The 25,797-nt window shown below is 62.5% G+C and carries 26 protein-coding genes; 11 read left to right on the forward strand and 15 right to left on the reverse strand.

The features are described from left to right. Positions 1-98 precede the first annotated feature (98 nt). The 3 genes from CIMIT_RS12395 to wecB form a co-directional block, all read right to left on the reverse strand. Positions 99-1,271 (reverse strand): glycosyltransferase, encoded by a 1,173-nt coding sequence (locus CIMIT_RS12395; protein ID WP_158407427.1) that lies wholly within the window; start codon positions 1,269-1,271, stop codon positions 99-101. A gap of 345 nt (positions 1,272-1,616) precedes the next feature. Continuing rightward, positions 1,617-2,930 (reverse strand): glycosyltransferase family 4 protein, encoded by a 1,314-nt coding sequence (locus CIMIT_RS12400; protein WP_084674320.1) that lies wholly within the window; start codon positions 2,928-2,930, stop codon positions 1,617-1,619. A 343-nt stretch (positions 2,931-3,273) separates the two neighbouring features. Further along, complete coding sequence (wecB, locus tag CIMIT_RS08660) at positions 3,274-4,416, reverse strand: non-hydrolyzing UDP-N-acetylglucosamine 2-epimerase (protein ID WP_038591796.1); 1,143 nt, start codon at positions 4,414-4,416, stop codon at positions 3,274-3,276. A gap of 125 nt (positions 4,417-4,541) precedes the next feature. Between wecB and CIMIT_RS08665 the strand changes: the two genes are divergently transcribed. Beyond that, positions 4,542-4,814, forward strand: a complete 273-nt coding sequence (locus CIMIT_RS08665) for a hypothetical protein (RefSeq protein WP_038591799.1) — start codon at positions 4,542-4,544, stop codon at positions 4,812-4,814. Here the strand turns inward: CIMIT_RS08665 and CIMIT_RS08670 are convergent. Both CIMIT_RS08670 and CIMIT_RS08675 read right to left on the reverse strand, forming a co-directional pair. Next, positions 4,811-5,755: a Ppx/GppA phosphatase family protein gene (locus CIMIT_RS08670; RefSeq protein ID WP_038591802.1), complete on the reverse strand. Its 945-nt coding sequence runs from the start codon at positions 5,753-5,755 to the stop codon at positions 4,811-4,813. The genes CIMIT_RS08665 and CIMIT_RS08670 overlap by 4 nt on opposite strands. After that, positions 5,752-6,318 carry a DUF501 domain-containing protein gene (locus tag CIMIT_RS08675; RefSeq protein ID WP_038591805.1) on the reverse strand — a complete coding sequence of 189 codons (567 nt, stop codon included), beginning with the start codon at positions 6,316-6,318 and terminating at the stop codon, positions 5,752-5,754. The genes CIMIT_RS08670 and CIMIT_RS08675 overlap by 4 nt, the downstream gene beginning before the upstream one ends. A gap of 104 nt (positions 6,319-6,422) precedes the next feature. On the opposite strand from CIMIT_RS08675, the gene CIMIT_RS13040 reads away from it, so the two are divergent. After that, the gene (locus CIMIT_RS13040) at positions 6,423-7,115 is read left to right on the forward strand and encodes a DUF3644 domain-containing protein (protein ID WP_268870431.1); all 693 of its coding nucleotides are present in this window, start codon (positions 6,423-6,425) and stop codon (positions 7,113-7,115) included. 5 nt (positions 7,116-7,120) lie between these two features. Beyond that, positions 7,121-7,450 carry a hypothetical protein gene (locus tag CIMIT_RS13045; protein ID WP_268870432.1) on the forward strand — a complete coding sequence of 110 codons (330 nt, stop codon included), beginning with the start codon at positions 7,121-7,123 and terminating at the stop codon, positions 7,448-7,450. Between the two features lie 176 nt (positions 7,451-7,626). Here CIMIT_RS13045 and CIMIT_RS08685 read toward each other — a convergent pair whose 3' ends face one another. The 4 genes from CIMIT_RS08685 to CIMIT_RS08700 form a co-directional block, all read right to left on the reverse strand. Then, positions 7,627-8,256: an FtsB family cell division protein gene (locus CIMIT_RS08685; RefSeq protein WP_084674321.1), complete on the reverse strand. Its 630-nt coding sequence runs from the start codon at positions 8,254-8,256 to the stop codon at positions 7,627-7,629. 82 nt (positions 8,257-8,338) lie between these two features. Beyond that, positions 8,339-10,210, reverse strand: coding sequence for a CAP domain-containing protein (locus tag CIMIT_RS08690; RefSeq protein WP_038591808.1), 1,872 nt, complete (start codon positions 10,208-10,210; stop codon positions 8,339-8,341). 179 nt (positions 10,211-10,389) lie between these two features. Next, positions 10,390-11,664, reverse strand: coding sequence for a phosphopyruvate hydratase (gene eno / locus CIMIT_RS08695; protein WP_038591811.1), 1,275 nt, complete (start codon positions 11,662-11,664; stop codon positions 10,390-10,392). Positions 11,665-11,763: 99 nt separating this feature from the next. Continuing rightward, entirely contained in the window at positions 11,764-12,567 is an 804-nt protein-coding gene (locus CIMIT_RS08700) for a lytic murein transglycosylase (RefSeq protein ID WP_038591814.1), read from the reverse strand. 179 nt (positions 12,568-12,746) lie between these two features. Between CIMIT_RS08700 and CIMIT_RS08705 the strand changes: the two genes are divergently transcribed. Further along, positions 12,747-13,163 (forward strand): hypothetical protein, encoded by a 417-nt coding sequence (locus tag CIMIT_RS08705; RefSeq protein ID WP_038591817.1) that lies wholly within the window; start codon positions 12,747-12,749, stop codon positions 13,161-13,163. A 7-nt stretch (positions 13,164-13,170) separates the two neighbouring features. Here the strand turns inward: CIMIT_RS08705 and CIMIT_RS08710 are convergent, their stop codons facing one another. After that, positions 13,171-13,776, reverse strand: coding sequence for a MazG nucleotide pyrophosphohydrolase domain-containing protein (locus CIMIT_RS08710; protein WP_038591820.1), 606 nt, complete (start codon positions 13,774-13,776; stop codon positions 13,171-13,173). Between the two features lie 61 nt (positions 13,777-13,837). Here CIMIT_RS08710 and CIMIT_RS08715 point away from each other — a divergent pair, with 61 nt between their 5' ends. Beyond that, positions 13,838-14,473, forward strand: coding sequence for an 8-oxoguanine DNA glycosylase OGG fold protein (locus CIMIT_RS08715; protein WP_038591824.1), 636 nt, complete (start codon positions 13,838-13,840; stop codon positions 14,471-14,473). Here CIMIT_RS08715 and CIMIT_RS08720 read toward each other — a convergent pair. Both CIMIT_RS08720 and dnaG read right to left on the reverse strand, forming a co-directional pair. Next, a complete protein-coding gene (locus tag CIMIT_RS08720; protein ID WP_038591827.1) occupies positions 14,470-14,943 on the reverse strand; it encodes a hypothetical protein in 474 nt (157 codons plus the stop codon). The two genes, CIMIT_RS08715 and CIMIT_RS08720, sit on opposite strands and share 4 nt — an antisense overlap. Positions 14,944-15,029: 86 nt before the next feature. Continuing rightward, positions 15,030-16,922 (reverse strand): DNA primase, encoded by a 1,893-nt coding sequence (gene dnaG, locus CIMIT_RS08725; protein ID WP_038591830.1) that lies wholly within the window; start codon positions 16,920-16,922, stop codon positions 15,030-15,032. 23 nt (positions 16,923-16,945) lie between these two features. Here dnaG and CIMIT_RS08730 point away from each other — a divergent pair, with 23 nt between their 5' ends. Together CIMIT_RS08730 and CIMIT_RS08735 are read left to right on the forward strand one after the other, a co-directional pair. Continuing rightward, a complete protein-coding gene (locus CIMIT_RS08730; RefSeq protein WP_084674322.1) occupies positions 16,946-17,317 on the forward strand; it encodes a guanyl-specific ribonuclease in 372 nt (123 codons plus the stop codon). Continuing rightward, positions 17,310-17,573, forward strand: coding sequence for a hypothetical protein (locus tag CIMIT_RS08735; RefSeq protein ID WP_144311837.1), 264 nt, complete (start codon positions 17,310-17,312; stop codon positions 17,571-17,573). Before CIMIT_RS08730 ends, CIMIT_RS08735 begins: the two co-directional genes overlap by 8 nt. 15 nt (positions 17,574-17,588) lie before the next feature. Here CIMIT_RS08735 and CIMIT_RS12985 read toward each other — a convergent pair whose 3' ends face one another. Continuing rightward, complete coding sequence (locus tag CIMIT_RS12985; protein WP_051904909.1) at positions 17,589-18,494, reverse strand: excalibur calcium-binding domain-containing protein; 906 nt, start codon at positions 18,492-18,494, stop codon at positions 17,589-17,591. Positions 18,495-18,576: 82 nt separating this feature from the next. Next, on the reverse strand, positions 18,577-19,440 hold the full coding sequence (locus tag CIMIT_RS08745) for a hypothetical protein (RefSeq protein ID WP_038591835.1): 864 nt from the start codon (positions 19,438-19,440) through the stop codon (positions 18,577-18,579). A gap of 172 nt (positions 19,441-19,612) precedes the next feature. On the opposite strand from CIMIT_RS08745, the gene CIMIT_RS08750 reads away from it, so the two are divergent. From CIMIT_RS08750 to CIMIT_RS08760, 3 genes are read left to right on the forward strand one after another with little or no spacing between them, the layout of a single operon-like run. Further along, positions 19,613-21,307: a carbon starvation CstA family protein gene (locus tag CIMIT_RS08750; protein ID WP_038591839.1), complete on the forward strand. Its 1,695-nt coding sequence runs from the start codon at positions 19,613-19,615 to the stop codon at positions 21,305-21,307. Next, the gene (locus CIMIT_RS08755; RefSeq protein WP_038591842.1) at positions 21,291-21,554 is read left to right on the forward strand and encodes a cory-CC-star protein; all 264 of its coding nucleotides are present in this window, start codon (positions 21,291-21,293) and stop codon (positions 21,552-21,554) included. The genes CIMIT_RS08750 and CIMIT_RS08755 overlap by 17 nt, the downstream gene beginning before the upstream one ends. Beyond that, on the forward strand, positions 21,545-22,474 hold the full coding sequence (locus tag CIMIT_RS08760; protein ID WP_197697007.1) for an ArsA family ATPase: 930 nt from the start codon (positions 21,545-21,547) through the stop codon (positions 22,472-22,474). Before CIMIT_RS08755 ends, CIMIT_RS08760 begins: the two co-directional genes overlap by 10 nt. A 5-nt stretch (positions 22,475-22,479) precedes the next feature. Here the strand turns inward: CIMIT_RS08760 and CIMIT_RS08765 are convergent, their stop codons facing one another. Next, complete coding sequence (locus CIMIT_RS08765; protein ID WP_038591845.1) at positions 22,480-23,784, reverse strand: deoxyguanosinetriphosphate triphosphohydrolase; 1,305 nt, start codon at positions 23,782-23,784, stop codon at positions 22,480-22,482. Here CIMIT_RS08765 and CIMIT_RS08770 point away from each other — a divergent pair. Further along, entirely contained in the window at positions 23,783-25,753 is a 1,971-nt protein-coding gene (locus CIMIT_RS08770) for a TPM domain-containing protein (protein ID WP_038594581.1), read from the forward strand. The two genes, CIMIT_RS08765 and CIMIT_RS08770, sit on opposite strands and share 2 nt — an antisense overlap. The last annotated feature ends 44 nt before the right edge of the window (positions 25,754-25,797 follow it).

Below are 25,797 nucleotides of genomic sequence, written 5' to 3' on the forward strand. Positions count from 1 at the left end.
CGAGCACTTAGTATCTGCTCCGGAAATTCCTCTTGCTCCAAGACCCATTCAACTATTTTCAATAGTACGTGATTGATTATTTTAATCCTCTGGAAACCTTACGTCAGATCTTCGAAGATTGCCGAGTAGTCAGCGGCGTTGCGACCCCAAGTATGTTTTTTCGCCCAAGCTATCAGAGATAGCGGATCCGGTGGACATGCCAGCATCGAATCCAGCTTCTGTAGATAGAGAGACGGTTTTCGTTCTTCTACGTATACACCCAAATTCCCGGTTATGTATTTAAGCGCGGGTAAGTCTGATGCCAAAATCGGGATTCCCAAGGCCATAGCGTTTAGAGGCTTCAAAGGAGGTACAGTACGACAAACTTCCCAATCTTCTCGTGGAACTACAAAGACATCTAAGCATGCGTACCACATGGAAATCTCGTGGACAGGCCTTCTTCCAACAAAATATACTCGTCCAGCGACGCCGAGTGTCTCCGAAAGCCTTTTTAACCGAGAAAGGTCTTCACCATCGCCAACTATCAGCACATTAAGGCAGGCATCTAGTTCTGCCATATGCAATAAGATTTCCAAACCCTCATATCTCACGACAGATCCGACGTAGCCAATAAACGGTTCATCCGGCAATCCACACTTTCGCCTTGCTTCATGCTTACTGATCGGGTTTTCGAATATTTTGTCATCTATTGCATTTGGGATTTCACTGATTTTACGGCCGTCTACGCCTCTCAGTTTTACTGCTTCTGTAAGGGGACTACCTATAGTGACCACCGCATCGGCATCATTCGCAAACTTGGTCTCTTGCTTTCGTACCCATTCATATTTATCTGAATGCTTGGCATCCAATCGCATTGGTTTAGGCCTCTTGCTCAGCCAAGTCTTTTCTTGCTCACCACGTATCTCGTACACCCACGGCACTCCAATTGCGGCCGCAACTCGTTGTGCAACTATCGCATTGTGAAAATCAGTAGTAGTTACGACAAGATCTGCTCTAAGGCTTTCCGCTATTTCGGCAGTCCGTTCAACTGTATAAACCAATTGTTCTTCTACCCGGAAGTGAAACCTCGGCGGAACTACGTGCCAGTATCGAATTCCATCGACAAGCCTCCCCTGCCGCGAAGGTTTATCTCCAATTACTAACGGATACCCATACCTCGTCACAACCTGTACAGTCACCCCACGCTGGGTTAATGCTTTTGCCGTCTCATGGGTTCGAATCGTATATCCAGACTGTGTATACGGTAATGCGTTCGTAGCAACGAATAGCACGCGGGGTTTCCCTTTGTTGTCCCGCCTAGCTGGCCTGGTCCGCCCCACTGGGTCTACCGTTGAGTAGAAGATCTCGCGCCGGACAAAACATAGGTTGCCAAAATTTCGCAACTTCTGCAGCGGCGAGAGTACCGTATACCAATCCAGAAACTCGGTGTAGTGGCCATTCGAGATCAAAGCATTTTCTCTACAGAATTTAGAAAGGAAACTTAAGAAACTCCGAAGCCTTCGCTTTCCGTTCCTCCTACACCACTCGCTAGCTTTGCTCAACAAGTTTGATGGGTTCATCACAAGTTGGGAAAGCAAAAAACCGATCAAGAACCGTACATTTCGCAACTCTCTGGCCTATCTCTTGATGCCGAGTACTTCCGCGAGAAACTTCTTTATTCGGCCAGGAACAACTACTTCGCGTTCGTTCTGGACCCATTCCGTCGCTTTTCTATCTAGCACCAGCAAAGAACGGTCTTGGGAAATTGATACCCACAAGTCTGCCAGTGCGGACGGGTCTTCAGGTTTCGCGACGTGTCCTGCTCCCAGCTCGCGGATAAGGTCGGCAGCCTCCCCCTCAACCACTCCGCTAATATGTTTGCCGACTTCCATGAGCTCATATGTTTTTGAAGGCACGGCGCGTCGAAGCGGCTCCCAATCGGTCAGATGCACTAGCGCGGTATCTGCCCAATCATAAAAATTTGAGAGTTCATCGGACGGATGCTGTGATACAAATTCAGCAGCGATTTCGCCATTTGCTGCATCATCAATCAGCGACTTTTTTGCGGAACCTGCACCAACGAAACGAAGGGATACCGAAAGGCCACGACTGCGCGCGATTTTAGCAGCTTCGATTGCATTTTGTAGATGCTGTGCGCGACCAAGTGTGCCAGCATAGAGAACTCTAAGCTCGTTTCCTGATCTATGCGCATTAACTTCTCTGGTAGCTGCGGAGTTCGATGGAAAGACGTTTCGGATCGTAACGATAGGCTTCTTCTTAGACGGCCCGAACTTTTTGTTTAGCTGGTTCTGTAAATACCCAGACGTTACTATGATCCCGTCGGCGTTTGCTAGAACCATGTCAAGTATCCGCCGTACGCTAAACTGCAGGACTTGGAGGGGGCCCTTACTGAAAAACAATTCCTTTACTGACTTTCTCCCTAAACCACGATTCCATTCGCTGGATTGGTCCAAGAGATCAGGCCACGCATCACGGAGATCTATCACGTAAGGCTTCCCATAGAGTTTCGAAGCGAGAAATGCCACAAGCGCAGTTGGGATCGCAGGCACAGTGCCGATGATTAAGTCTGGCCCAAACTGCGAAATCGTTTTACGAGATCGCATCATTTCCGCAACCATGCCGAATGCCACTGACGCCTGATTAAGTATCTTTTCCGTTACTGAATTTCCTGCAGGCATAAATCCGCTGCGGAGGATCTGCTCGCCCTTTGCCCCATTCTCGAGACTAGCTAATCGGCGAACTTTCCTACCCTTAGCCCAATCACGCAGCGAGATTTTGCGCAGATAATGCGGTGGCGGGGCAACTACCATCAGTTCATGACCTTCGCGAACCAGTAGTTCGGATAACCATTGCCAACGCCTTTGCGGTACCCCATTTTCAGGTGCCCAATATTGAGAAAACACAAGGATTTTCAAATCGAGCTCCTTCATTTCGTCGACTCGCTAGAAAAGTGTCCAAAATATTTGTTTCGATTCTACAGGGAGAGTGGACAACCTTTAACGTGAGTCCCTTACATAGGTTTCCCGTCAACCTACCGCGTTCGGTCTCTTTGATGCCTCGGCCCTTGTCAGCAGAATAAAGCAAGACCGAAGAGTTGCACGCTAAAAACGCGGAGAGGCTGCGAGGAAAACCAATGCAGTGATCTCACCATTCTACTTAAGTCTGACGCCGAAAAGATTTACGAAGGTGCTTGAGACCTTCTCCCATAATTGAAGCTAACGGTTTTTGGCCCCACAAATCAGAGAATGAGCACCAAGAAGCGAAAAGCACCAACTATTTCTGAAGATCGACTGGCATAAACTCTGGCAGCCGATCGCCTACGCCAACAAGCTCAGCTACTGCGGCAACCGACCTTTGAGCTGCTTGCCCATCACCGTACGGATTCACAGCATTCGCCATCGCCTCGTACGCAGCGTCTTGATCGAGCAGATTCTTCGCTTCCGCAACGATCCGGTTGCGGTCAGTGCCGACGAGCTTGACTGTCCCAGCAACAACCGCTTCAGGACGTTCTGTGTTTTCACGCATGACCAAAACAGGTTTGCCCAGGGAAGGTGCTTCTTCCTGCACGCCACCGGAGTCGGTGAGCACGAGGTAAGCACGGTTCAAGAGCGCAGTGAATTGGTCGTAAGGCAGAGGATCAGTGATGATGACATTCGGTAGGCTCTCCACCTCCGGCAGCACCGCATCGCGAACCTTCGGGTTCAGGTGAAGCGGTAGCGCGAACACAAAATCGGGATATGCCTTTGCAAGATCTTGTACGGCTCCGCCAATTTCCGCCATTGCATCGAGGTTCTCGCGACGGTGAGTCGTGACCAAGACTACCTTTTGGTCGCTATGCTGCAGCAACTGCAGTCGCTCATCATCAAAGGTGACCTCCCATTCCTTGGCGGTCAGAAGGGCGTCGATCACCGTGTTTCCCGTGACCACGATGTCCTTGCTTCGGAAGTTTTCCCGCCTGAGATTCTCCTTTGATTGCTCGGTCGGCGCGAGGTGCAGGCTTGCGAGCTGCCCGATAATCTTGCGGTTCGCCTCTTCAGGGAACGGAGAGAAGATATTGCCAGTACGCAGGCCAGCCTCCAGGTGAACGATTTTCACACCACGATGGAAACCTGCGAGCGCAGCGACCATTGCGGTAGACGTATCGCCCTGTGAGATGATCACATCCGGCTGTGCTTCCTCGATGATGGGGTCTAAGCCCTGGATGGCACGGGATACCAGCTCATTCAGGCCCTGCCCTGGTTTCATCAGCCCCATATCATGATCGGGCTCGATGCCAAAGCGCTTGTTTACCTGTTCCAACATCTCACGGTGCTGGCCGGTGGACACTACGACAGATTCAAATCTGTCGTCCCCCTCCAGTGCTTTGATGACGGGTGCGACCTTGATCGCCTCTGGGCGGGTGCCGTAGACGGTCATTACTTTGGGTTTTTGAGAAGACACGATTCCTCGCAGCCGGGTCAGATTCTAGGTACTTCTATTTAAAGTACCGCATCGACCGTGATGGCGTTGTCTCAGCATGCCTCATCAGTATTGTGGTAGCCATGTACCAATTCGTTGTCGGAGCAGCCGCCGGGTACGTGTTCGGCACGAAGGCCGGCCGCAAGCGCTACCACCAGATCGTTAACGCCACCCAGGCGGCGATGAACTCGCCGGTGACCAAGCAGGTGGTGGAGTCCACCCGCAAGGCCATTGCAAATAAAATCGACCCGGAGCCGCGCATGCGCGAGGTGAAGGACTTGCGCAAGGGGCGCAAGCTGCGGGACAGGAAGAACGCGGAGATCGAAGACCAAATCCTCGAGCCCGACGAGGACTAGTCCTCGAGCAGACTGGCGACAATCCCGTCGAGGATGTCTTTCTCACTAATGATGAAGGCGGATGCGCCGGCTTCTCTCTCGAAGGCGTCCATCATTTCCTCCACGACTGTCGAGCCGGAGCCGATTACGTCTGCTCGCCCGGGGTGCATCGGCCCGTATTCGAGGCGCTGCTTTGCGGTGCGGGAGCGCAGATCCGCCGTGACCTCTCGCATGCGGTTGAAGGGGACTTCCGACATATGGATGTGCTCCGGGTCGTAGGAGTCGAGGCCCTGGGCAAGCGCGGAGAGCGTCGTAAAGGTCCCCGCACAGCCCACGAAGGTGCGCGCCTGGTCAAAGGGGACGGCCTCAGCGGCTTCTGCGATGCGCTCGCGGATGTAGCTGCGGGCTGCTGCCGTTTCCTCCTCGGTCGGCGGGTCGGTGGGCATGAAACGCTCCGTGACGCGCACGCAGCCCATCTGGGTGGAACGTGCCCCCTGCTCCATAACGAACTCGGTGGAGCCGCCGCCTAGGTCAATAACACAGAAGGGGCCACGTGCGGGGTCGATGTCCGCGGTGGCTCCCCGGAACGACAGGTGCGCCTCTTCGTCGCCGGAGATGACCTCAGCCTGCGCGCCCTCCTGAATCTGGCCGAGGAGCTCGCGGGTCATGGCGAAGAAGTCTTCGCGGTTTTCCGCATCGCGGGTTGCTGAGGTGGCGACCATGCGTACGCGCTCCACGCCTTCGGCGCGCATTCGTTCGGTGTAGGCGGCAAGCGCCTGACGGGTGCGCTCGATCGCCTCCGGGTTGAAGCGGCCGGTTTCGTCGACGCCTTGGCCGAGACGGACGATGGTGTTCTCGCGGGTGAGCTCGGTGAGCGTGCCGTCGGCTTCTCGGCGGGTAATGAGCAGGCGGATGGAATTGGTGCCGCAGTCGACAGCAGCGACGGTCAGCGGGAGACTCATGCAAGCCCCTCCCCCGCCTCGTCGAGGGTAATGCCGAGGTCCTCGAGCGTGGGCCAGTCCGCAGGAATCGCGGCACCACGCAGGTTGCCGTGCTCGGCGGCGAGGGCGACGGCTTCGTCGCCGAAGCGGACGCGGCCGGGGCCTTCGGCGAGAGCGTAGGCGATAAGCACGTGGAGGCACTTCACACGTTCTGGCATACCGCCGCCGGAGAAGTCGGTACCCAGGTCTTCGATGGCGTTACGCTTAGCGAGGTAGTGCTCGTGCGCGGCGAGGTAGTCCTTGCGCAGGGCTTCGCCGCTGTCGGAGTCCTCGTTAAGCCGGGACTCCATCCACTTCATTACCTGGGCGACTTCGAGGCGGGACGCTTCGGCGGTGAGACGTGGGTCTGTGAGGTAGTAGAGGGTGGGGAACGGCGTGCCGTCGTCAAGCTTTGGGGCGGTCTTGAGCACGGCGGGCTGGCCGTCGGGCGTGCGGTAGGCGATCGCGAGCACGCCGCGGGGTACGCGGCCGAGCTGGTCGGCGACTGTGGCGAGATCCTCCGGGGTGGGTGATTCATGTTGCATGAGCCATATTGTGGCACAGGGCGGGGTGGGTGCTCGGACAGGAATCGGATTAGGCTTCTTGAGAGAGCAACGGAGAATGCCATGAATCACTAGGCTCTTCTCTTATGAGCGACGAAAAGGTGCACCAAGCGAGCGGCGACCATGTTGCGAAACGTTTGCTCGACAAGAGCAAGGAGGCCTTCGCACTAGCTGTCGAACTTTATAACCGCCCAACGCTGCGATACCACGCAGAAGCTTGCTCAATTTTTCTTTGTAACGCATGGGAGCTCATGCTCAAAGCGCACCTGATTGCAGAAGAGGGCCTGGAGGCAATTTACTACCCCGACAATCCCGATCGAACAATCTCGCTCGAAGACTGCCTCAAAAGGATTTTCTCCAACGACAAATCACCGCTGCGGGTGAACATGCGCGAGCTCATCAGGTTTCGAAATACGAACACTCATTTCATTACTGATGAGTACGAACTCTTCTATGGTCCTTTTCTGCAAGCAGCGGTGACAAACTACGCGGAGCAGCTGGAAAACCTCCACGGCGATTCGGTGAGCGACATCATGCCAGAAAACCATCTCACACTGGCCGTGCGAAGAGGGTCGATCGAACCCGAAGTGATCCGGGCTAAATACGACCCTGCCGTTGCCAAAAAGCTTCTCGAGAACCAGAGGGACTTGGCCGGCGTTGTGGGAGACGAAGGAAATAGTTCTGTCGCCGCCGTATATGAAACTTCTCTTCGCTTAGTGAAACGCCAGCAAGACGCTGACCTGATGTCTTTGTCACCAAAGACGCCCGCGAGGGGGTAAGCATTGTGAAAGATATTCGCGATGCCAGTAGTTATTACCCATTTCGAACTAGCGCGTGCATCGAAAAGGTTAATGCGCGCTTAAAAGGTCGAGGCGTGAAGATATTCTTCGGCGGAGAGGAGATCCCGCGATTTAACAAATTTCATTTCAACCTCTTTGTGAAGGGCCATAACTTCAAGGGCGATAGCAGGTTCAGTTACAACCGAAATAGCGCAGATGAAAACCCCTATTACGTCTATAGCCAACGAGCAATCGAGTTCATCGTGGAACGCCTCTCTAAGGAGCCGGATACGTACCTAGACAAACTAAAACACCATTCAACCAGCGCAAAGTAAAGCACACATTTTGTCGCTTACCCAAGTAAAAGACACCAACCCCCGGAGCAAAGGAATTCTCGGCCTAAAGCCTTACTCCCATTCGGGAACCCAGCTTTATCCTTCTCGGGTTGGTGCCTACGCCCAAGGCTACTGTGCCGACGCATCTCTGGCAAGAGCAAATCAGTTCATTATCGCTATTCCTCGGTGTCCTCGGTAAATCCCGCAACTTCCTCTGGAACAACTGAGGTGAGATCGGTCTCGGACACATCTGCCGGTTGCTCGGTTTGTTCCGCGGGCTCAGGAGCCGGTTTCTCCGCCTCCGGAAGCTCACGGAGTGAATCCCACATGACTTCGCTCCAGGAGCGCTCGTCGGGAACCTCGTCGGTGGTGATGGACGGACTGTGGGACATGCGCGGGTCGATGATGCGCCACGCGGACTCCCCTTCCGCCATCACGCCGAGGCGGCGGCGCGCCTCCTGCTCCACGTAGGCGGGGTCCTCGTACTTGGCGATGTCCTCTTCTAGCTCCGCCTTGCGGCGCTCGAGTTGTTCGATGGAGGACTGTGCACGCGCGATCTCGGCGCGGCCTTCGTAGTAGTTGCGCAGCGGGACGGCGATGGCAATCAGTACCGCGATCACCAGGGCGATCAGGATAGCGGTGCTGGTGATGTCCTGTTGGAACATTGCCGGGAGGCGGCGCTTCTTCGCCGTTGCCTTGGCTGCGCGTTGGTCCTTGCCGCGCTCGCGGGAGGCCACCGGAACGGTGCGGGGCGTTTTGCCTCGCCCGCGTTTCCGGTTCGGGGACTGCGATGCGCGTGGGGACATAGTGGTTGTTGAGTCTAGCCCGTCGGGTTGCCCGGGTGCGAAGGCGCGCGGGCAGGCGTACGAGTTCAGCTGGCACGCTGCGCTAAGCGATCGTGATGCCCAGCTGTGGTGCAAGCGCGATGCCGGCCGCGAGGATTGCCAGCAGCGCCACGATGACGACAACTGCGGTGCCTGCGGTGCTGCTCCCCTCTTCGGTCGCTACTTTCGTCGGAGGTGCCGGCTTTTCGCTTTGTACGCGCTTGAGCTCCGCGTTGACTTGGTCAAGCGCTGCTTGCGCGTCCACTCGCGCTGACTGGCGTGCAGCCAGTTCTTCCTCCTGACGCTCCACAGTGGCAGTGGATTCCCTGACCGCGGCGTTGGCATCAGCGACAGCCTGCTCGAAAGGCTCGCGTGGGGTGGCCTTCGCGTTTTCGAGTGCCGCGGTGGCGTCGTCGAGTGCAGTCCGCTCGCTACTCAATACTCCCTCGGCGCGACCGGCCGTGTCCTGTGCGTCTCGCAGGCGTGCGGCGGTGTCGGTTGCGTGTTGGTTGGCGGATGTGGCGACGTCGATAAGCTGCTCGAGCGTTGCCTGACGCTCAGGCAGCAGTTCGTTGATCTTTTCCGTGTAGGCATCCACCAGTGCAATGTACGCGTTGAGTGCCTTGATCTCTTCGTCATAATCAACGGGCGTGACGCGCGAGTCCAGTGCGGTGGACTTGCCCCGCGACTTGTCCAGGCCAGAAGTATTCACCAGAGCGTAGGAAGGCTTTTCGCCGGGGTTGTACTCCGGGTTAGTCAGCCGCTTGGCCCGCATCACCTCGATCGCGCCGTGAGGCAGGTAAAACGGTTCGCCACTTGCCTTCGCTTTGGTGGTCATGCCGTCTTCGGAGTAGAACGCACCATTTTTCAGGCGCGTGTCCTCGATGAAGAACATGGTGGTGGCGTAAACGCGGCCGTCGTGAGCAACCTCGATGCCAACCGCCATGCCCTGGGAGGTCGGCGAGAGCATGTTCTTGTTGTGCCCAGAGGACTCGCGCCAGCCATCGAAGAGTTTGTAAGGCATGTTGTGCCACGAATTGCGGTCCCAGGTTGCGGGGTCGGACTGCCAGTCGTCGACAAAGTTGTACATGATGTTTTCGCCCGAATGCCCCCAGGTCTCGCCATCAGAGTGGCGGAACGACTCTTTGCTGCCTGTGGTGTCATAATCCCACACCATCTGACGCGACCACGCCTCCGCCTGCGCCCGGTATACCGGGTGCGTAACAAGCTCGTGCAGACCGTGCGCACGACGGTATTGGTTAATCATCTCTTCAACTGCCTGGGCAGTGAGTCGTTTCCAGTCGTCTTGGGAGTAGTCCGCCCCAGTCTCGTCGCGACGCTTGGTCTCTGCGAGCGCATTCGTGGCGTTCTCGCGCTCCTGTGCAAACTTGCGCAGGGCATCTTCGGTGTCGTCCACGAGTTGCTGCTGCTCGTCGCGCTTGGCAACCGCCTCAGCGAGCTCGGAGTCTGCAGCATCTTGAGCGGCGCGTGCGTCGCTGACGGACTGGTTAGCTTCGCGCAGGGTGCGCTCCGCTTCCGCGACAGCGTTCTTCGCGTCCTGCTGCGCCGCCTCAAGTGCAGCTATGTCAAGCTTGGCGAGTTCGGCCTTCGCCTGCGCGTGCTGTGTTTTAGCCGCTTCGAGGTTCTCTAATGCGGTATCCACTTGCTCGCGTTGGGAGTCCTCTGCGGACTGTGCCTCTACCAGCTTCGCTTCTGCCTCGGCGACAGTCTGTTCCGCGGCCGCCAGGCGCTCTTGCCACACGGCGAGCTCATCCTCGTAGGACTGCGGGGATGTCTCCGCAGGCTCAGTGTCAGTGTTGATGCTGGCGGTGGCGGTCGCTGTTACCGGCTCTTGGGCGAGCGCCTGCGGGGCCGGGGTAAGCGCGAGGGTAAGCGACGTTGCCGTAGCAATAGCGACAAGGGTGCGGGAGTACACGGTGGTGGGCCTTTCTGGGCACGAGGAATGACACGGGAAGCGTCATACACAAGTGTATCGGACCGCACACAGAAAGCCCCAAGGGTTACCCAAGAATTCTGCAAGAAAGTGCAGGCATGCGAACGCCCCCTCCGGCCGCGGCACGGGGCCGGGCGAAGGGGGCGTCGATTAGCGAGGGCTTACTTGAAGCGTGGGAAGGCGGAGCGGCCTGCGTACACGGCAGCGTCATCCAGCTCCTGCTCGATGCGCAGCAGCTGGTTGTACTTTGCCACGCGCTCGGAGCGAGCCGGGGCACCGGTCTTGATCTGGCCGCAGCCAAGTGCCACGGCGAGGTCGGCGATGGTGGTGTCCTCAGTCTCGCCGGAACGGTGCGACATCATGGTGCGGTAGCCGTTGCGGTGCGCGAGGTCGACCGCGTCGAAGGTCTCGGTGAGCGTACCGATCTGGTTGACCTTGACCAGCAGGGCATTCGCAGCCTTCTCCTCGATGCCGCGGGCGAGGCGCTCCGGGTTGGTGACGAAGAAGTCGTCGCCGACAATCTGGACCTTGTCGCCGATGGCGGCGGTGAGCTTGGTGTAGCCCTCCCAGTCGTCCTCCTGCAGCGGGTCCTCGATGGAGACGATCGGGTACTCGTTGATCAGCTCCTCGTAGACCTTGGCCATGTCCTCGGCGGAGTGCTCGCCGCCCTCGAACTTGTACACGCCGTCCTCGAAGAACTCAGAGGATGCGACGTCGAGCGCCAGGGCGATGTCCTCGCCCGGCTTCAGGCCGGCCTTCTCGATGGCCTCGACGATGAGGTCGAGCGCAGCCTTGGTGGACTCGACGGACGGAGCAAAGCCGCCCTCGTCACCCAGGCCGGTGGACAGACCCTTGTCCTTGATGACTGCCTTGAGTGCGTGGTAGACCTCGGTGCCCTGGCGCAGCGCCTCGGAGAAGGTCTTGGCACCGATCGGGGCGATCATGAACTCCTGGACGTCCACGCCGGAGTCCGCGTGGGAGCCGCCGTTGAGGATGTTCATCATCGGCACCGGCAGAATATGGGCGTTCGGGCCGCCGATGTAGCGGTACAGCGGCAGGCCTGCGGACTCGGCGGCAGCCTTCGCCGCAGCGATGGACACGCCCAGGATGGCGTTGGCGCCCAGGCGGGACTTGTTGTCGGTGCCGTCCAGCTCAATCATGGCCTGGTCGATCAGACGCTGGTCGTCCGCCTCGATGCCGGCGATGGCGTCAGCGATCTCCTCGTTGACGTTCTCCACTGCCTTCTGCACGCCCTTGCCCAGGTAGCGGTCGCCGCCGTCGCGCAGCTCGTGCGCCTCGTGCACACCGGTCGACGCGCCAGACGGGACGCCTGCAATACCGTTGGACATGTCGTCCAGCAGCACCTCGGCCTCGACGGTGGGGTTACCGCGGGAATCAAGGATCTCGCGAGCGAAGGCGTGGATAATCATAGCCATTTTTGGACACAACTCCTTAGAAGAGTGAATGGAAGTTTCCAGCCCCCAATTGTTCCAGAACTTCGCCGAAAATGCTTGTGCGTGGTGTGATCTTTTCCGTTAGCGGCGGGCGGGCTGGTTCAGCGCGTAGTTTGCTGCGGCGTCGCGGACCTTGGCTACGTAGTCGTTGGAGTTGTTGTAGCCGAACACAGCGGCGCGCCAGCCCTGTTCGGTGGCGAGGTCGCCGCCCTTTGCGCACAGGAGGTTGGCGGCGGCGAGTGCGGCGTCGTCGATCTGCTGGGGGTTCGGGTAGCCGTCGCCATCCGCGTCGCGACCGTAGTGGTGCCAGGACTCCGGGATGAACTGCATGGGGCCCAAAGCGCGGTCGTATACGGTGTCGCCGTCGAGTGCCCCGCCGTCGGTGTCGTGGACGGTGGCGAAGTTGCCCGAGCCGTCGAGTGCGGGGCCGATGATGTGGGGATCGGCGATACCCGCGTCGTTGAGCCGGCCCGGGTCGAAGGCGTGGCCGGTATAGGTGCCGTGGCGGGTTTCAACCCAGCCGATGCCCGCGAGCGTGTTCCACGTGATGTTGCAGGTGGGCCAGGCTTCGGCGGCGATAAGCGCGGCGTTGCCATAGGCGCGCACAGCCTGGGGGTCGATGCCGGTGGCGTCTGCGATCGGGCCGGCCCATTCGGCGAGCTGGTCGGCGGTGCGGCCGGGGCCGTGGACGTCAATAAGCGGCGGCGCTTGCGCAGCGGCCGGGGGGATCGTGGTGGGGACCGGCTCGCGGGTTTGGCCGGGCAATGGTTTACCAAGGAAGGACAGGACCCACGCCACCAGGGAGATCGCCAAGATGATGGCAAGCATGACTACGAGGAGCCCGGCGCAGCCGCAGCCCCTCGCGATGCGGCGGGGGTGAGTCATGAGGACACAGCTTACCCACGCCAGATTGAGCGCTGGCAGTGGGCGGGAATCGCCTGGCGGACAGTCACATTGGTCACTCAATTCACACCTGTCACTTCAGTTACGTGTAAAGTGTTGCGCGGACGGTCACGCTTCGTGGCCGACGCTTCCCCAGAACCCATTCGAAAGGATCCAAAACCATGAAGCGCATCACCACCGCCCTCGTCGCTGGCGCACTCGCATTCGGCGCGCTCGCCGCACCTGCAAACGCGCAGACCAACTACGCCGAGCTCGTGCGCGTGCTCAACGGCAATGTGAAGACCATGGACTGCAACGCCCTGCGCACCGTTGTGCGCGGCGCTGGTCTGGCCAACGAGAACACCACCCGCTCCGAGTTCGTGGGCAACGTAAATAAGGCCGTCGGCGAGGACGCCGCGCTGCGCCTCGTTGCTGCACCGACCGTGAACACGCTGGGCGACCGCGCGCTGGAATGCGGCATCGTCAAGCCGGACGAAGTCACCCCGCTCAACCAGGCCATCGCCATGAGCTCCCAGATGTCCTCCCAGGCGGGTCTGCCGGAGATCCGCAACCTAATCCCGGCGCTGCCGACGCGCTAGTCGGGGGTTACTCGGCCTGCTCGCGGGCCTTGCCCTCTGCCCAGAGACGCTCCTGCGTCTCTACGTCTACGAGCCCCGTCGAACCATCGAAGAAATACGGGGCGCGTACACGCATCTTTTCCACGAACGCCGCCGCGACATCCGCGAAGTCGAAAGCTTCGCGCTCGGCGGCGATTTCGGCGTGGAAGAGGACTTGCAGGAGGACGTCGGAAAGCTCTTTTTTGAGCTCCTCATCGCTGGCCCCCGACTCGATGGCCTCGGCGAGCTCCGCTGTCTCCTCGCGCAGGTAGGGCACGAGCTTTTCGTGCGACATCGTGCGCTCCCACTCGCCGCGGCGGCGAGCTTGCCCCATGACGCGGACTGCCTCGGCCACCGGGTCTTGCAGCGAGGGAACGGAAAGGATCTCCTCGCCAGCTTTCTCACGCTCGCGCACCTGGGGGTCGTCGGGGTCGGTCGTGACAAGCCACGGGGTACCCACCGTGGAGGCAGGGTTGAGCGACCAGCGCACCGAAATGGGCACCTCCGCCGTAAACTCCAGCGGACCCACGAGCCTTTGCGCAACGTCCACCGGCACCATCTGCGGCCACCGAGCATCAAGCACCAACACAGTCATACACCGCATTGTAAACGCGGGGCGTTGCCACCAACGCGTGCGGACATGCAAGGATAGACGCATGACTATCGCAGAAGCGCTTGCCGCCCAGAAACCGACCGCCGAGGACGTCGCCGCAGCGTCGTCGACCTTCTCCCCCATCCGCTGGAAAACCGGCTGGCCACACCACCTGCGCCGCGTCCCGCCCTTCCGCGACGACGCGACCGCGTCGCTGACCCGCCGCGACGTCTTCCTCTTCGCACAGGACGTGGTGGACTCCGGCTACAACCGCGACCAGATCATCGACTTCCTCGGTGCCGCGTTTGCCTATGCCGCAGGCCAGAGCAACCAGGTCCTGCAGTTGCAGCAGTTCCTGCGCAACAAGCACAACGCGAACCAGCTGCTCCAGGCAATCCGTGGGATTGCAGGCAAGGACGCCGTTTCTGCCTACGGCGCGTTGGTGGCGACCGGGCTTGCGCCGAAGTTCGCCTCGCACCTGGCGTACTTCCTTGCCGGGCCGCAGGAGGCATCTGATGAGAAGCCGGTGATCATCTGCTCCAAGCGCGCGGCCGCGGCCGGGCTGGCAAAAACCGCTGACTGGACGGCAGAGGACTACGCCGAATACCTCGCCGCGTTGAAGAAGGCGCGCGATGAGTACGATGCGTCGCTGCCGCTGGATGCGGTGGAGTACGCGATCCGCAAGAACGCGGAGAACTAGCTGCTTAGGCCGCCGCCCACGGTGCCGAGGTTGTTGAACTTGTAGCCAAGCGCCAGGAAGAAGCCGATGACCGGCGCGAACGGGGCGATCTTGGAATCCGTGGTGATCGTTCTGGGGTAGCCGGAGAACTCCGTGATCTTCTGATCCTTGACGTAGCACTCCTGCTGCCCGCCCTTGTTGGCTACGCAGAGGATGCGATCGGAGGGGTAATTGCCCACCACGCGCACGCCTTGGGTGCCGTAGTCGAAGAACTTCGGGTCCCCGAACTTGATCACCTTGTAGCTGCGCCAGTAAGAGGCGTAGCCGGGATCGTAGGGGTAGTCCTTTTCGGGGACGTAGTAGCCGCCGGTCCAGTCGGGGCCATCGAAAGAGTCCGCAAGCGCGGTACCGGTGCCGACGACGGAGGTGGCGGAAAGTGCAAGAGCTGCTGAGAGGGCGGCGATACGGGCCGCGTGTGTGTTCTTGGTCATACTCTATACATCTACGCCTGTCCGACTGGCGTTACGGGCGTTGTGATTGTTTTGGTACGAAAAACTGACGCGAACGTGACGGACGCTCATGCTCGCGAGGCGCGGTCGTTGAGCTCCCGACGCGCCTGCTCGAGCGCGACCAGGTCGGAGAAGAGCGCGTTGTAGGCCTCCGGTTCCTCCGAGGGTCGCATGCGCTCGAGCTGGGATTTCAGCTGGGCGATCTGGTCGCCCACGCGAGTTTCCTGCAGGCGGGAAAGGACGGAGTCGACGTAGCGGTCGATATCGTCGGCGTGGATCGGCTCGACGGCAAGCTCGGAGACGAAATTGCGTCCGGCAAGGTCGCGCATTTCACCGGCGACGGCGGCGAGGAAGTTCGGCCCGTGCTCGGCTGCGGCGGCGAGCCCGCCGGCGTTGCCGATGGCTTCGCGGACTTGGCGGTAGGCGTCGTTGGTAAACGCGTCCGGGTTGATGCCCTCGAAGTAGGAGCCGGCCTTGTCCGGGTACTGCAGCGCGACCTTAAGCGCTTCGCGCTGTGGCCACAGGATTGGGTCCTGCGGGTTCGGCGGTTGCAGGGCGGGCGGCTGGCCCGGCGCTGCGGATTCTGCTTCACGCTTTATCGCGACGCGGCGCTGGTCCTTCTTCGGGCGTTTTGCCTCGGCGCGGACCTGGTCGAGGACCTCGTCCGGGTTGGGCCAGCCCACCCAACCGGCCAGCCTGCGTGCGTACTCCTTTTGCAGGACTTGATCTTCGATGGCGGCGACGACGGGCACGGTGCGTCGTAAAGCTTGCACTCGGCCTTCCGCCGAATCGAGTGAGTAGTCCTTGAGCAGCGACTCGATGACGAACTCGAACATGGGCACGCGGCGGGCGACGAGGTCGCGCAGCGCCGCATCGCCCTGGGCCAGGCGCAAATCGCAGGGGTCCATGCCCTCGGGCGCGACGGCGACGAAGGACTGGCCGGTGAACTGCTGGTCGCCCTCGAAGGCGCGCATCGCGGCCTTCTGGCCGGCCTCGTCGCCGTCGAAGGTGTAGATGAGCTCGCCGCGGAAGTAACTGTCATCCAACATGTGGCGGCGGATGGCGGCGAGGTGCTCCGCACCGAAGGCGGTGCCGCAGGAGGCGACCGCGGTGGTCACGCCCGCGGCGTGCATCGCCATCACGTCCGTGTAGCCCTCGACGATGACAGTCTGGTGACGCTCGGAAATGTTGCGCTTGGCCAAGTCCAGGCCGAAGAGCACCTTGGACTTGTGGTACAGCAAGGTGTCCTGGGTGTTCATGTACTTGCCCATGGGGTCGTCGTCGAAAAGCTTGCGGGCGCCGAAGCCGATCGTGTTGCCGGCGGCGTCCTTGATCGGCCAGATCAGGCGGCGGCGGAACTTGTCGATGGGGCCGCGGCGGCCCATGGAGGAAATGCCGGCGGCGATAAGCTCCTGCACCTCGAAGCCGCGGCGCAGCAGGTGCTTGGTCAGTGTGTCCCAGCCGTCGGGCGCGTAGCCGCACTCGAAGCGGTAGATGAGCTCCTTGTCGAAGCCGCGCTCCAGCAGGAAATTGCGGCCAGGCTCGGCCTCGGGAGTTTCGAGCTGCTCGCGGTAGAACTCGTGAGCTGCCTTGTTCGCCGCCAGCAGGCGCTTGCGGGTACCGGGCTTGACGTCGCGCGCGCCCGTGGAACCGCCCTGATAGTTGATGTGGTAGCCGATCGTGTCGGCGACCGCCTCGACCGCCTCCGGGAAGGTCAGCTGCTCCAACTCCATGAGGAAGTTGAAGACATCGCCGCCCTTGCCGGTAGAAAAGCAGTGGTAGTAGCCGCGGGCGGGACGAACGTGGAAACTCGGCGTCTTCTCATCCTTGAAAGGGCTTAAGCCCTTCATCGAATCGTGCCCGGCCGGCTTGAGCTGGACGTATTCGCCGACGATCTCTTCGATCGCCGCGCGCTCGCGGATCGCCTCAATATCGCTTTCCGGAATCCTGCCCCTTGCCATGCGCCCAATCGTAGTGTGCAACAATGCGTGGCGTGAAAAAGCTCGTCGTCGCCCTCGCCGGCCTCTGCAGCGCGTGCGCGTTTGTTGACGCGCCTGTTGATGCAACTGCTATTCCTGCCTGTGGGAACCTGCCCACGGAAGCGCGGGACACGATCGGGCTTGTGGAACACGGCGGGCCGTACCCCTACCCCGACAACGACGACGCCCGCTTCGGCAACTACGAGGGTGTGCTGCCCGAAGAGGAGCTCGGCTACTACCGCGAGTACACCGTGGACACGCCCGGGGTGTCACACCGCGGCGCGCGGCGTATCGTCACTGGCGGCGAGGGCGACCCAGAGGTGTGGTACTACACCGACGACCACTACGAATCCTTCTGTGAGGTGACCGATGTATAGGACAGGACACGGCCGAAGCCGAAACCCAGTACTGCTCACCGCGCCGGTGGGCAGCGTCGCTGACGTCTGCGCCGCGCTTTCCGTGGCCGTGTTTGGGCCGAAGCGGCCGGCACCGAAAAACCTCGACGGGCTCGCGGACCTGCTGCGCGAGGCGCACCCGGCGCGCGTTGTCGCCTGCGACTGGCAGCTGCCGGCGGACGAGACGCGGAAAGTCGTGGCCGTGTTCCGGGACAACCGCGTGGAGCTGGTGCGGTAGCGAGTTGCGACGTATTTAGCGCGGGTCCCGCTCGCACCCGATTCCGTCGCCGTCGCGATCCAGATGGCTGTCGTAGCCCGGCTGGCCAGCATAGATCGGACTGCCGATCGCGTTCCAGACTGCGGTGCAGTTCTTGTAGTACGCGGCCGCCGGTGCTGGCTCGGGTGCGCGGGCGGGAGCGACGAACTGGTGCTGCTGTTCCTGTTCGAGACGCTGCTGCTCTGCGATGCGCGCGCGTTCAGCTTCCTCGGCCTCGCGCTGCAGCCGTGCTGCTTCTTCGGCGCGGGCGCGCTCGGCGGCTTCACGCTCGGCTGCCTCGCGTTCCGCGGCTTCCCGCGCGGCGGCTTCGGCGCTGCGGGACGCGGCGGCTGCGCTGGCGCGCGAGGCCTCCGCTTCCGTGTTTTGAGTGGTGGACAGTGCGGCGGATGAGCGCGTGGTGCTCGTCGCGGACGAGCTGGTCGTGGTGCTTGCCACCGGCTCAGTCGGCGCGGGTGTTTCCTCTACCGGCATGAGGATGACGCTCGCTATAAATAGCACGGCGCTCAACGCGATCACGCCCGGCCAGTGGCGCGGGGTCTTGCGCGGCGGGTGGGGCGTGCCCATCCCCTGGATCACTACCTGGTCGGCCTCGGTGAGGAACTGCGAGAGGTACGCATTGGTGCGCACCGTGTCCTCGTAGTGCTGCACAGCTTTCTTATCTTTGGACGCGCAGCGCAGCCACCACAGCGAGGGGATGAGGAAGGCGAGTCCGACCAGCACCATGGCGGCCATTCCCGCGGGTTCCTGGTCGTCGAACACGCCCGCGAGAACGCACAGCACGCCCCAGGCGACGGCGAGCCACGCAACAGACTGCCCGAAGAGCCCGGGAGCGCGGGCAAGATCTTTCGGGTTGGGGGCCGCGGCCTGAAGCGACGTACTCACGTTGGCAAACCTCCTGGGCAGAGCTACTTTCTCCCCTTTAATCTAGCCAACGGGCCGCGGAAAACGTATTCGCGTATCCGGCCTAGAGCTGGAGGTTCGCCAGGTTCGAAAGATCCGGCAGCTCCGGGAGTGCAAGCCCGAACTGCGGGCCGACCGTGGCGAGCAGCGCGAGTGAAACGCCAAGCGCCGCGAGCAGGGAGAACACCACGACACCAGCTGTTGCGCCGGCCGAGGAGGCGCGCCCCTGCTCGGGCTGCGAGCTGCCCGGCGCGGGATCCTGCTGCGGCGGGGTGCTCGTGGGCAGGTCGATGTGGGCGAGTTTGGCATCGCTTGCCATAAGGTCGCGGCAGTCCCACGCGGCCTGCGCCAACACGTGCTCGTAGGCCAGGCGGGTGTTGAAGTACTCGCCGGTGCGGTCGTTTTGGATCACCGCCGCGAGCGACTCTGCCTCCTTTGTCTTCAGGCCCGGGAAGTGGCGCTGCAACGCGCTGGTCAGCGACTGCGCGTGGGCCCGGTCGCGCGCACTGGCCTGCGGGTCGGCGTAGGTGGGGCGGCTCTCCCCTTCCGCGACCGCGATGTGTGTAAGTTCCGCGATCTCGTCCCCGGTTGGCCCGAAGGGAATGTCCGCGCTCGATGCGGAATCGCGCACGTCCAAGTAGTGCTGCGCGAGGGATTCCGGCATGAGCTTTGCCAGAAGCTCCACATCCGTGTAAGTCTCCGCGCCTGGGTAGACGCGCTCGATTGCGCTCACCCATTTGCCCACCAGGAGTTTGCCGCCGAGGTCTTTCTCCTCGTCCGCGTAGGTCTTGGCAAATTCGCGCTCGGCGGCGGTGGTCACCACCGAGCAGGTCTTCTCATCCTTCGGCGCGAGGTCGGCCGCGGAAGCGGAAGTGGCGGGGACGACGAGGCCTGTCGCGACGATGACCGGTACCAAGAAACGACGCATGGCGAATTCCTTTCTGTGAAATGCATAAAACCTTTCTACTCCCTTGATCGTACAGAGCTGGGAAAACGTAACGGGGCGTCGAGAAGCAAGCTGCCCAACGTTGGGAACGGTCTGTGAGTTGTGGCATACTTTTGCCCACTGTGACACGAAACACCGACAGAAAGGTGAGCGCATGAACTCGCTCTTCCTGGTATTCATCGGCCTGGCCATGCTGAGCTCGGGATACCTCTTGTACTCCAAGTTCCTCGGCCGGCGCGTCTACCAGCTCTCGGACAGCTACGAGACGCCCGCGCACACCATGGAAGACGGCGTGGACTACGTGCCCACCAACAAGTACGTGCTGTGGGGCCACCACTTCACCTCGGTGGCGGGTGCCGCGCCGATCATCGGCCCGGCCGTCGCCGTGATCTGGGGCTGGCTGCCCGCCTTTCTGTGGGTCACGCTCGGCACGGTCTTCTTTGCCGGGCTGCATGACTTGGGGGCGCTGTGGGCGTCGCAAAGGCACAAGGGCCAGTCGATTGGTACGCTGTCCGGCCGCTACATCGGCGCGCGCGGGCGCAACCTCTTCCTCGTGGTCATCTTCCTGCTGCTGCTCATGGTCAACACTGCGTTCGCCGTGGTGATCTCCAACCTGCTCATCTCCACCCCGTCGGCCGTGATCCCGACGTGGGGCGCGATCCTCGTTGCCTTGCTCATCGGCCAGGCCATTTACCGCCTGAAGTGGAACCTGCCGCTCGTCTCGGTCGTGGGCGTGGTCGCGCTCTACGCGCTGATGGTGCTCGGCGACCGCGTGCCGGTCACGCTGCCGGAGACCGTCCTGGGCATCCCGGACCGCGGCATCTGGATTCTCCTGCTGTTCACCTACGCCTTCATCGCCTCGATGCTGCCCGTGTGGGTGCTGCTGCAGCCGCGCGACTACATCAACGGCCTCCAGCTGTTTGTCGGCCTGATCATCCTCTACGCCTCCTTCCTGGTCGTCCGCCCCGAGATCGTCGCGCCGACGCTCAATAGCGCCGTGCCGGAGGGCACCCCGAGCATCTTCCCGCTGCTATTTGTCACCATCGCCTGCGGCGCGATCTCCGGGTTCCACGGCATCGTCGCCTCCGGCACCTCGGCGAAGCAGCTGGATAAGGAAACCGACGCCCGCTTCGTTGGCTACTTCGGCGCGGTCGGTGAAGGCCTGCTCTCGCTCGGCACGATTATCGCCACCACCGCCGGCTACAAGACGCTCACCGACTGGGAGAACGTGTACAACGAGTGGAACGCCGGCGGCGTCAACGCGTTCGTCGAGGGCGGCGGCGCGCTGATGAACCAGGGCCTCGGCATCCCGACCTCCCTGTCCGCAACCATCCTGGCCACCATGGCCGTCCTGTTCGCCGCCACCACCATGGACTCCGGCATACGCCTGCAGCGCATGGTCGTCGGCGAAATCGCCGAGATCATGGGCGTGAAGCTCTCCGGCCTGGTCGCCACCATCATTGCTGTCGGCGCCGCGCTCGGCCTGACGTTCTCCACCGGCCTCGACGGCTCGGGCGGCATGATCATCTGGCCGCTGTTCGGCACCACCAACCAGCTCATGGCAGGCCTTACCCTGTCCATCCTGGTGGTCATCCTGACCAAGCTGCGCCGCCCCACCCTGCCGCTGCTCATCCCGCTGACCTTTGTCACGCTCATGTCGCTGTGGGCTGCGATTTTGCAGCTGGGCACGCTGTTTGCGGCCGGCAACTGGCTGCTGCTTGCCATCGACGTGGTCATCATCATCTGCGCGATCTGGGTCATCGTCGAAGCGATCACCGCGATCAGCAAGGCGCGCCGCGAGCCGGCGATGGAGTGGGAGGACTCGCCGGTCCATGAGCCTGCGCACTAAGCTGGCCGCGTTCGGCGCGGGGCTCAACGAGTTCTACCAAGCGCCCTACCGGCGCGAATTCGCCCGCGCCGCGCGCGAAGAGGACGACCTGTTCACCCTGCTCGTCGCCTCCGAGATGCTCGGTATCCCCAACCCCGCCAGCTCCTACACGCTCGAACTTTTGCCCCTGCTTTACGACGACTTCCACGCCTGGCACACCCGCATGGGCATGGAACGCTCACCACTCGACGGGATCTCATGCTGCTAGACGCCCCAGTCATGTTCTTCGGCGGCAAAGGTGGCGTCGGCAAGACGACCGTCTCCGCCGCCTCCGCCGTCCGCCTCGCCGCCCGAGGCCGCAGGGTTCTGCTCGTCTCGACCGACCCCGCGCACAACCTCGGCCACATCTGGAGCCAATCGCTTCTCGACGCCCCGCTCACCCTCGAGGACCACCTCGACGCCATCGAACTCGACCCCGCCGCGATCACGGCGCAGCACTTGCGCGCCGTCGGCGACTCGATGCGCGCCATGATGCCGGAGCGCCTCCACAAAGAGGTGGACAAGCACCTAGAGATGTCGCGCCACTCCCCCGGCATGCACGAGGCGGCGCTGCTCGAACGCATCGCGGATTTGGTTGGCGCTTCCGACTACGACCACCTGATCTTCGACACCGCGCCCTCCGGCCACACCTCCCGGCTGATGGCGCTGCCCGAGCTCATGGCGGCCTACACCGACGGTCTGCTGGCCCGCCGCGACAAGTCGGACAAGTTCAGCGAGCTCGTCCGCGGCATGGGCGGCGATTCTGGCGGCGGGTCGCCCGTCGACCGCCGCAACCAGCAGATCCGCTCCACCCTGCTCAAGCGGCGGAAGAAGTTCGAGCACCTACGCTCTGTCCTTACCGACCCCGCCCAGTGCGTCTTTCACATCGTGCTCACCGCCGAACGCCTGCCCGTCATGGAGTCGATGGAGTTCTACGAAGAACTCTCATCCCACGGCGTGCACGTCGGCGGCGCGGTGGTCAACCGACGCACGCCGGATGAGGCGGGCGAGTTTTTGGCGCAACGTCGCCGCGTCGAGGACGACGCGCTCGCGCTGTTGGACCTGCCGGTCCCGGTGCACGAGCTGCCGTGGCTGCCCGGCGAAATTGGTACGCGCGCCGCCCTCGAGCAGATCGCCGCGCTGCTGTAGGGCGGCTAGAAGAACCCGTCGAACGCGGCGGCCTTCTTCGCCAGCCGCTCCAGCCGCGACTCCGTCATCGACGCGATCTGGTCCACAATTACCCGCTCGCGCTCCGTATCCGTTTCCGCTGCCTCGAACCAGGTGCGGAAGATGGTGTCCAGCGTGCCCGGCGCGCCGGCGCGCAGGTACTCGTGGACGCGGAAGATCCGCTCGCGCTGCCTGTCCTGCCGCGCCAGGTGCGCGGGGATGTCCATCACGTAGAGCACGGCGACCGTCTTGAGCAGGCGGACCTCTGCTTCCACATCCGGCGGGATCACCAGGTCCCCGTGCTGGCGGCCAAGCCCGGTGGAAAGCGCCTGGTTCGCCTCGTCTGCAAGCGTTGCCTGCGTAACCCCGCCGACGTAGCGGCCCACCAACTGCGAGGTCAACGCCTTGAGCCCCGTCCAGGACTGCAGCGTGAAGTCGAAGTCCGCGGCGGCGGCGATCGCGGGCAAGGAACGCAGCCGATCGGCGGCGTCGATGAGCGAGTCCGCAGTACCGCCGAACGCCGCCGCGCCCTTTTCCGCGAGCGCCGCCAGTTCCACGAAGTCCCACAGCACCTTCAGCGACACACGCCCCGAGACGATGCCGTCTTCCACGTCGTGGACGGAATAGGCGATGTCGTCGGCGAAATCCATCACCTGCGCCTCCATCGGCGGCCGACTATCTGTGTGCCCGGCGCGCGCCCAGGCGAGCACGTCGGCGTCCTCGTCGTAGGCCGAGTACTTGCGGTTGACCGTGCCGTCAGCGTTCGTGCGGGTCCGCGGGTATTTCACGGCGGCGTCGAGGCTGGCGCGGGTGAGGTTGAGGCCGTATGAGGTGGCGTCGATAAGCACTTTGGGCTCAAGGCGGGTGAGGATGCGCAGCGTCTGCGCGTTGCCCTCAAACCCGCAGGGCGCGCACGCGTTGAGCGCGTTTTCGCCGTTATGGCCGTATGGCGGGTGGCCGATGTCGTGGGTCAGGCCGGCCATTTCGCACAGGTCGGGGTGCAGGCCGAGCCCGGCGCCGATACCGCGGGCGATCTGCGCGACCTCGAGCGAATGCGTCAGGCGCGTGCGCGGCGTGTCCCCGTCGCGGGGGCCGACGACCTGCGTTTTGTCGGCAAGCCGACGCAGCGCCGCAGAGTGCAACACGCGCGCACGGTCACGCTCGAAGGCGTCGCGCGTCTCGTGGGCGGGCGAAAGCTGCGCCTGCTTCGCGGCCTCGGGAACGCGGCGCGCCACGTCGTCGGAGTTGTAGGTGTACACGACATCTAGCGTAACGGTTACGCTGGTGGGCATGTATTCGCGCTACCTTCGCATCCTTACCGCCGCATCGCTGATCGCCGCCCCGCTGCTTCTCGACGCCCCCGCGCACGCCCAACCGGCCGCCCCCGCCGCAAGCGCGCCCGCCTTGCTCACCGCACCCGTGACCGACGACGCCGGCGTGCTCACCGACGCCGAACGCGCCGAACTCGAGCAGGCCGTGGCCAACGTGTCGAAGGAGAAGCACCTGTCGCTGCGGATCGTCTACGTGTCCTCGCTCAGCGGGATGAAAGGGCAGCAGTGGGCGGAGCAGGCCGTCGCCGCGAACGGCGCGAACACGGCCGTGGTCGTGGTCTCGCCGTCGGAGCGCGGTTACGGCGTGTTCGGCGGGGACGAGTGGCAGCAAAGCGAGATTGACGCGATGGACAGGGCCGCCTACGACAAGCTTGTCGACGACGACTGGGCCGGCGCCGGCCTCGCCGCCGCAGACGCCGCAGTTTCCGGCGGCGGCGGTTCTGGTGCTGGCTGGGCCGCAGGCGGCGTCGGCGTGCTCGCCCTTGCCGGCGGCGGCGCGTGGGCGGCCAGCCGCCGTAATTCCAAGAAGCGCGGCGCAGCCCAGCTCGAGTCCGCGAAACAGCTCGCCCCGGGTGACACGGATTCGCTCGGCCGCCTGCCCACGAGCACGCTCGAGGAGCTGGCGCGCGAACGCCTCGTCGCCGCCGACGAGTCCATCACGCAGGGCAAAAGCGAGCTGAAGCTGGCCTCCGACGAGTTCGGTGCCGACCGCGTGCGCCCCTTTACCGCCGCGATGAACAAGGCAACCTCGACGCTGCAGCGCGCCTTCCACACCCACCAGAAGCTCTACGACGCGATCCCGGAAACCGAGCCGGAAAAGCGCGCCATGCTCATCGACATCATCTCCTCTTGCGGCGAGGCCGAACAGGCCCTGCAGGCGAAGACCGAGGAGTTCAACCAGATGCGCGGCACCCTCATGCGCGCGGGCGAGGAAGTGGACAAGGTGCGCGCCCGCACGATCGACATCCGCGCCCGCCTCGAGCCCGCCGCCACGCTTCTCACGGAGCTACGCGAGCGCCACACCGAGGACATGCTGGCCTCGCTCGCCGACAACGTCGACGTCGCGCGCGAGTCACTCGACGAGGCGGAGACGCAGCTCGAACAGGCCTCGCAACTCGCCGCCAAGCCCGCCGGCCAGCAGGGCCCGCTTATCGACGTCCTCGCAACCGCCACCAACGCCATCGACGTCGCCGACCACAACCTCGCCGCCATCGAGCACGCCGAGGACAACCTCCGCAACGCGCAGACGAACCTGCCCGCCCTCATCCAGGAAATCCGCGACGAGCTCACCGAGATCGAGCAGGTCAAGGGCTCCGCCCAGCAGGGTGCCCGCATCGACGCTGACGCCCTCGACCGCGTCGCCGCCACCGCCCGCGCCGCGCTGGAGGCGATGGGCAACCGCGCCGAAACCGACCCGCTCGCGCTCTACACGGAGCTCAGCGACGTCGACGCGCGCATCGACGCCGAACTCGACCGCGCCAAAGGCACCGCCCACGACCAATCGCGCGCACTGCAACTCTTCGACCAGCAGATGCGGGTGGCCACCAGCCAAATCCAATCCTCCGAGGACCTCATCCGCTCCCGCGGCCGCATCATCGGCTCGCATGCGCGCTCGCTGCTCGCAGAGTCGCAGCGCCAGTACGCCGAAGCGCACCGGCGGCGCGTCGACGATACGCGCAACGCCATCGACTACGCCCGTGCCGCCACCGACACCGCCCGCCGCGCCTACCAGGCAGCCAAGGACGACGTGGACAACTACCGGGCGCAACGCAACCGGCAAACCGCCAGCGACGTCGCGCGCGCTGCTATGTGGGCGGCGATCTTCTCCGGCGGCGGTGGCGGCGGCCACCGCGGTGGTGGCGGCTTCGGCGGCGGAGGGTTCTCCGGCGGCGGTGGCGGTGGCAACGTGAGCCGCGGCGGCACGTTCTAGTTGCCTGTATGAAACGTTGCCGACGCTGCGGAATGGTCGTAATC

Origin of the sequence: Corynebacterium imitans (assembly GCF_000739455.1) — a bacterium.
In the GTDB taxonomy this organism is placed as follows: domain Bacteria; phylum Actinomycetota; class Actinomycetes; order Mycobacteriales; family Mycobacteriaceae; genus Corynebacterium; species Corynebacterium imitans.

Coding starts and splice junctions, on each gene's coding strand:
- CIMIT_RS12400 (WP_084674320.1), bottom strand. CDS start 2,930: ATGAAGGAGCTCGATTTGAAAATCCTTGTGTTTTCTCAATATTGGGCA.
- wecB (WP_038591796.1), bottom strand. CDS start 4,416: ATGACCGTCTACGGCACCCGCCCAGAGGCGATCAAGGTCGCACCCGTC.
- CIMIT_RS08665 (WP_038591799.1), top strand. CDS start 4,542: ATGTACCAATTCGTTGTCGGAGCAGCCGCCGGGTACGTGTTCGGCACG.
- CIMIT_RS08670 (WP_038591802.1), bottom strand. CDS start 5,755: ATGAGTCTCCCGCTGACCGTCGCTGCTGTCGACTGCGGCACCAATTCC.
- CIMIT_RS08675 (WP_038591805.1), bottom strand. CDS start 6,318: ATGCAACATGAATCACCCACCCCGGAGGATCTCGCCACAGTCGCCGAC.
- CIMIT_RS13040 (WP_268870431.1), top strand. CDS start 6,423: ATGAGCGACGAAAAGGTGCACCAAGCGAGCGGCGACCATGTTGCGAAA.
- CIMIT_RS08685 (WP_084674321.1), bottom strand. CDS start 8,256: ATGTCCCCACGCGCATCGCAGTCCCCGAACCGGAAACGCGGGCGAGGC.
- eno (WP_038591811.1), bottom strand. CDS start 11,664: ATGGCTATGATTATCCACGCCTTCGCTCGCGAGATCCTTGATTCCCGC.
- CIMIT_RS08700 (WP_038591814.1), bottom strand. CDS start 12,567: ATGACTCACCCCCGCCGCATCGCGAGGGGCTGCGGCTGCGCCGGGCTC.
- CIMIT_RS08705 (WP_038591817.1), top strand. CDS start 12,747: ATGAAGCGCATCACCACCGCCCTCGTCGCTGGCGCACTCGCATTCGGC.
- CIMIT_RS08710 (WP_038591820.1), bottom strand. CDS start 13,776: ATGACTGTGTTGGTGCTTGATGCTCGGTGGCCGCAGATGGTGCCGGTG.
- CIMIT_RS08715 (WP_038591824.1), top strand. CDS start 13,838: ATGACTATCGCAGAAGCGCTTGCCGCCCAGAAACCGACCGCCGAGGAC.
- CIMIT_RS08720 (WP_038591827.1), bottom strand. CDS start 14,943: ATGACCAAGAACACACACGCGGCCCGTATCGCCGCCCTCTCAGCAGCT.
- dnaG (WP_038591830.1), bottom strand. CDS start 16,922: ATGGCAAGGGGCAGGATTCCGGAAAGCGATATTGAGGCGATCCGCGAG.
- CIMIT_RS08730 (WP_084674322.1), top strand. CDS start 16,946: ATGCGTGGCGTGAAAAAGCTCGTCGTCGCCCTCGCCGGCCTCTGCAGC.
- CIMIT_RS08735 (WP_144311837.1), top strand. CDS start 17,310: ATGTATAGGACAGGACACGGCCGAAGCCGAAACCCAGTACTGCTCACC.
- CIMIT_RS08745 (WP_038591835.1), bottom strand. CDS start 19,440: ATGCGTCGTTTCTTGGTACCGGTCATCGTCGCGACAGGCCTCGTCGTC.
- CIMIT_RS08750 (WP_038591839.1), top strand. CDS start 19,613: ATGAACTCGCTCTTCCTGGTATTCATCGGCCTGGCCATGCTGAGCTCG.
- CIMIT_RS08755 (WP_038591842.1), top strand. CDS start 21,291: ATGAGCCTGCGCACTAAGCTGGCCGCGTTCGGCGCGGGGCTCAACGAG.
- CIMIT_RS08760 (WP_197697007.1), top strand. CDS start 21,545: ATGCTGCTAGACGCCCCAGTCATGTTCTTCGGCGGCAAAGGTGGCGTC.
- CIMIT_RS08770 (WP_038594581.1), top strand. CDS start 23,783: ATGTATTCGCGCTACCTTCGCATCCTTACCGCCGCATCGCTGATCGCC.
- CIMIT_RS08765 (WP_038591845.1), bottom strand. CDS start 23,784: ATGCCCACCAGCGTAACCGTTACGCTAGATGTCGTGTACACCTACAAC.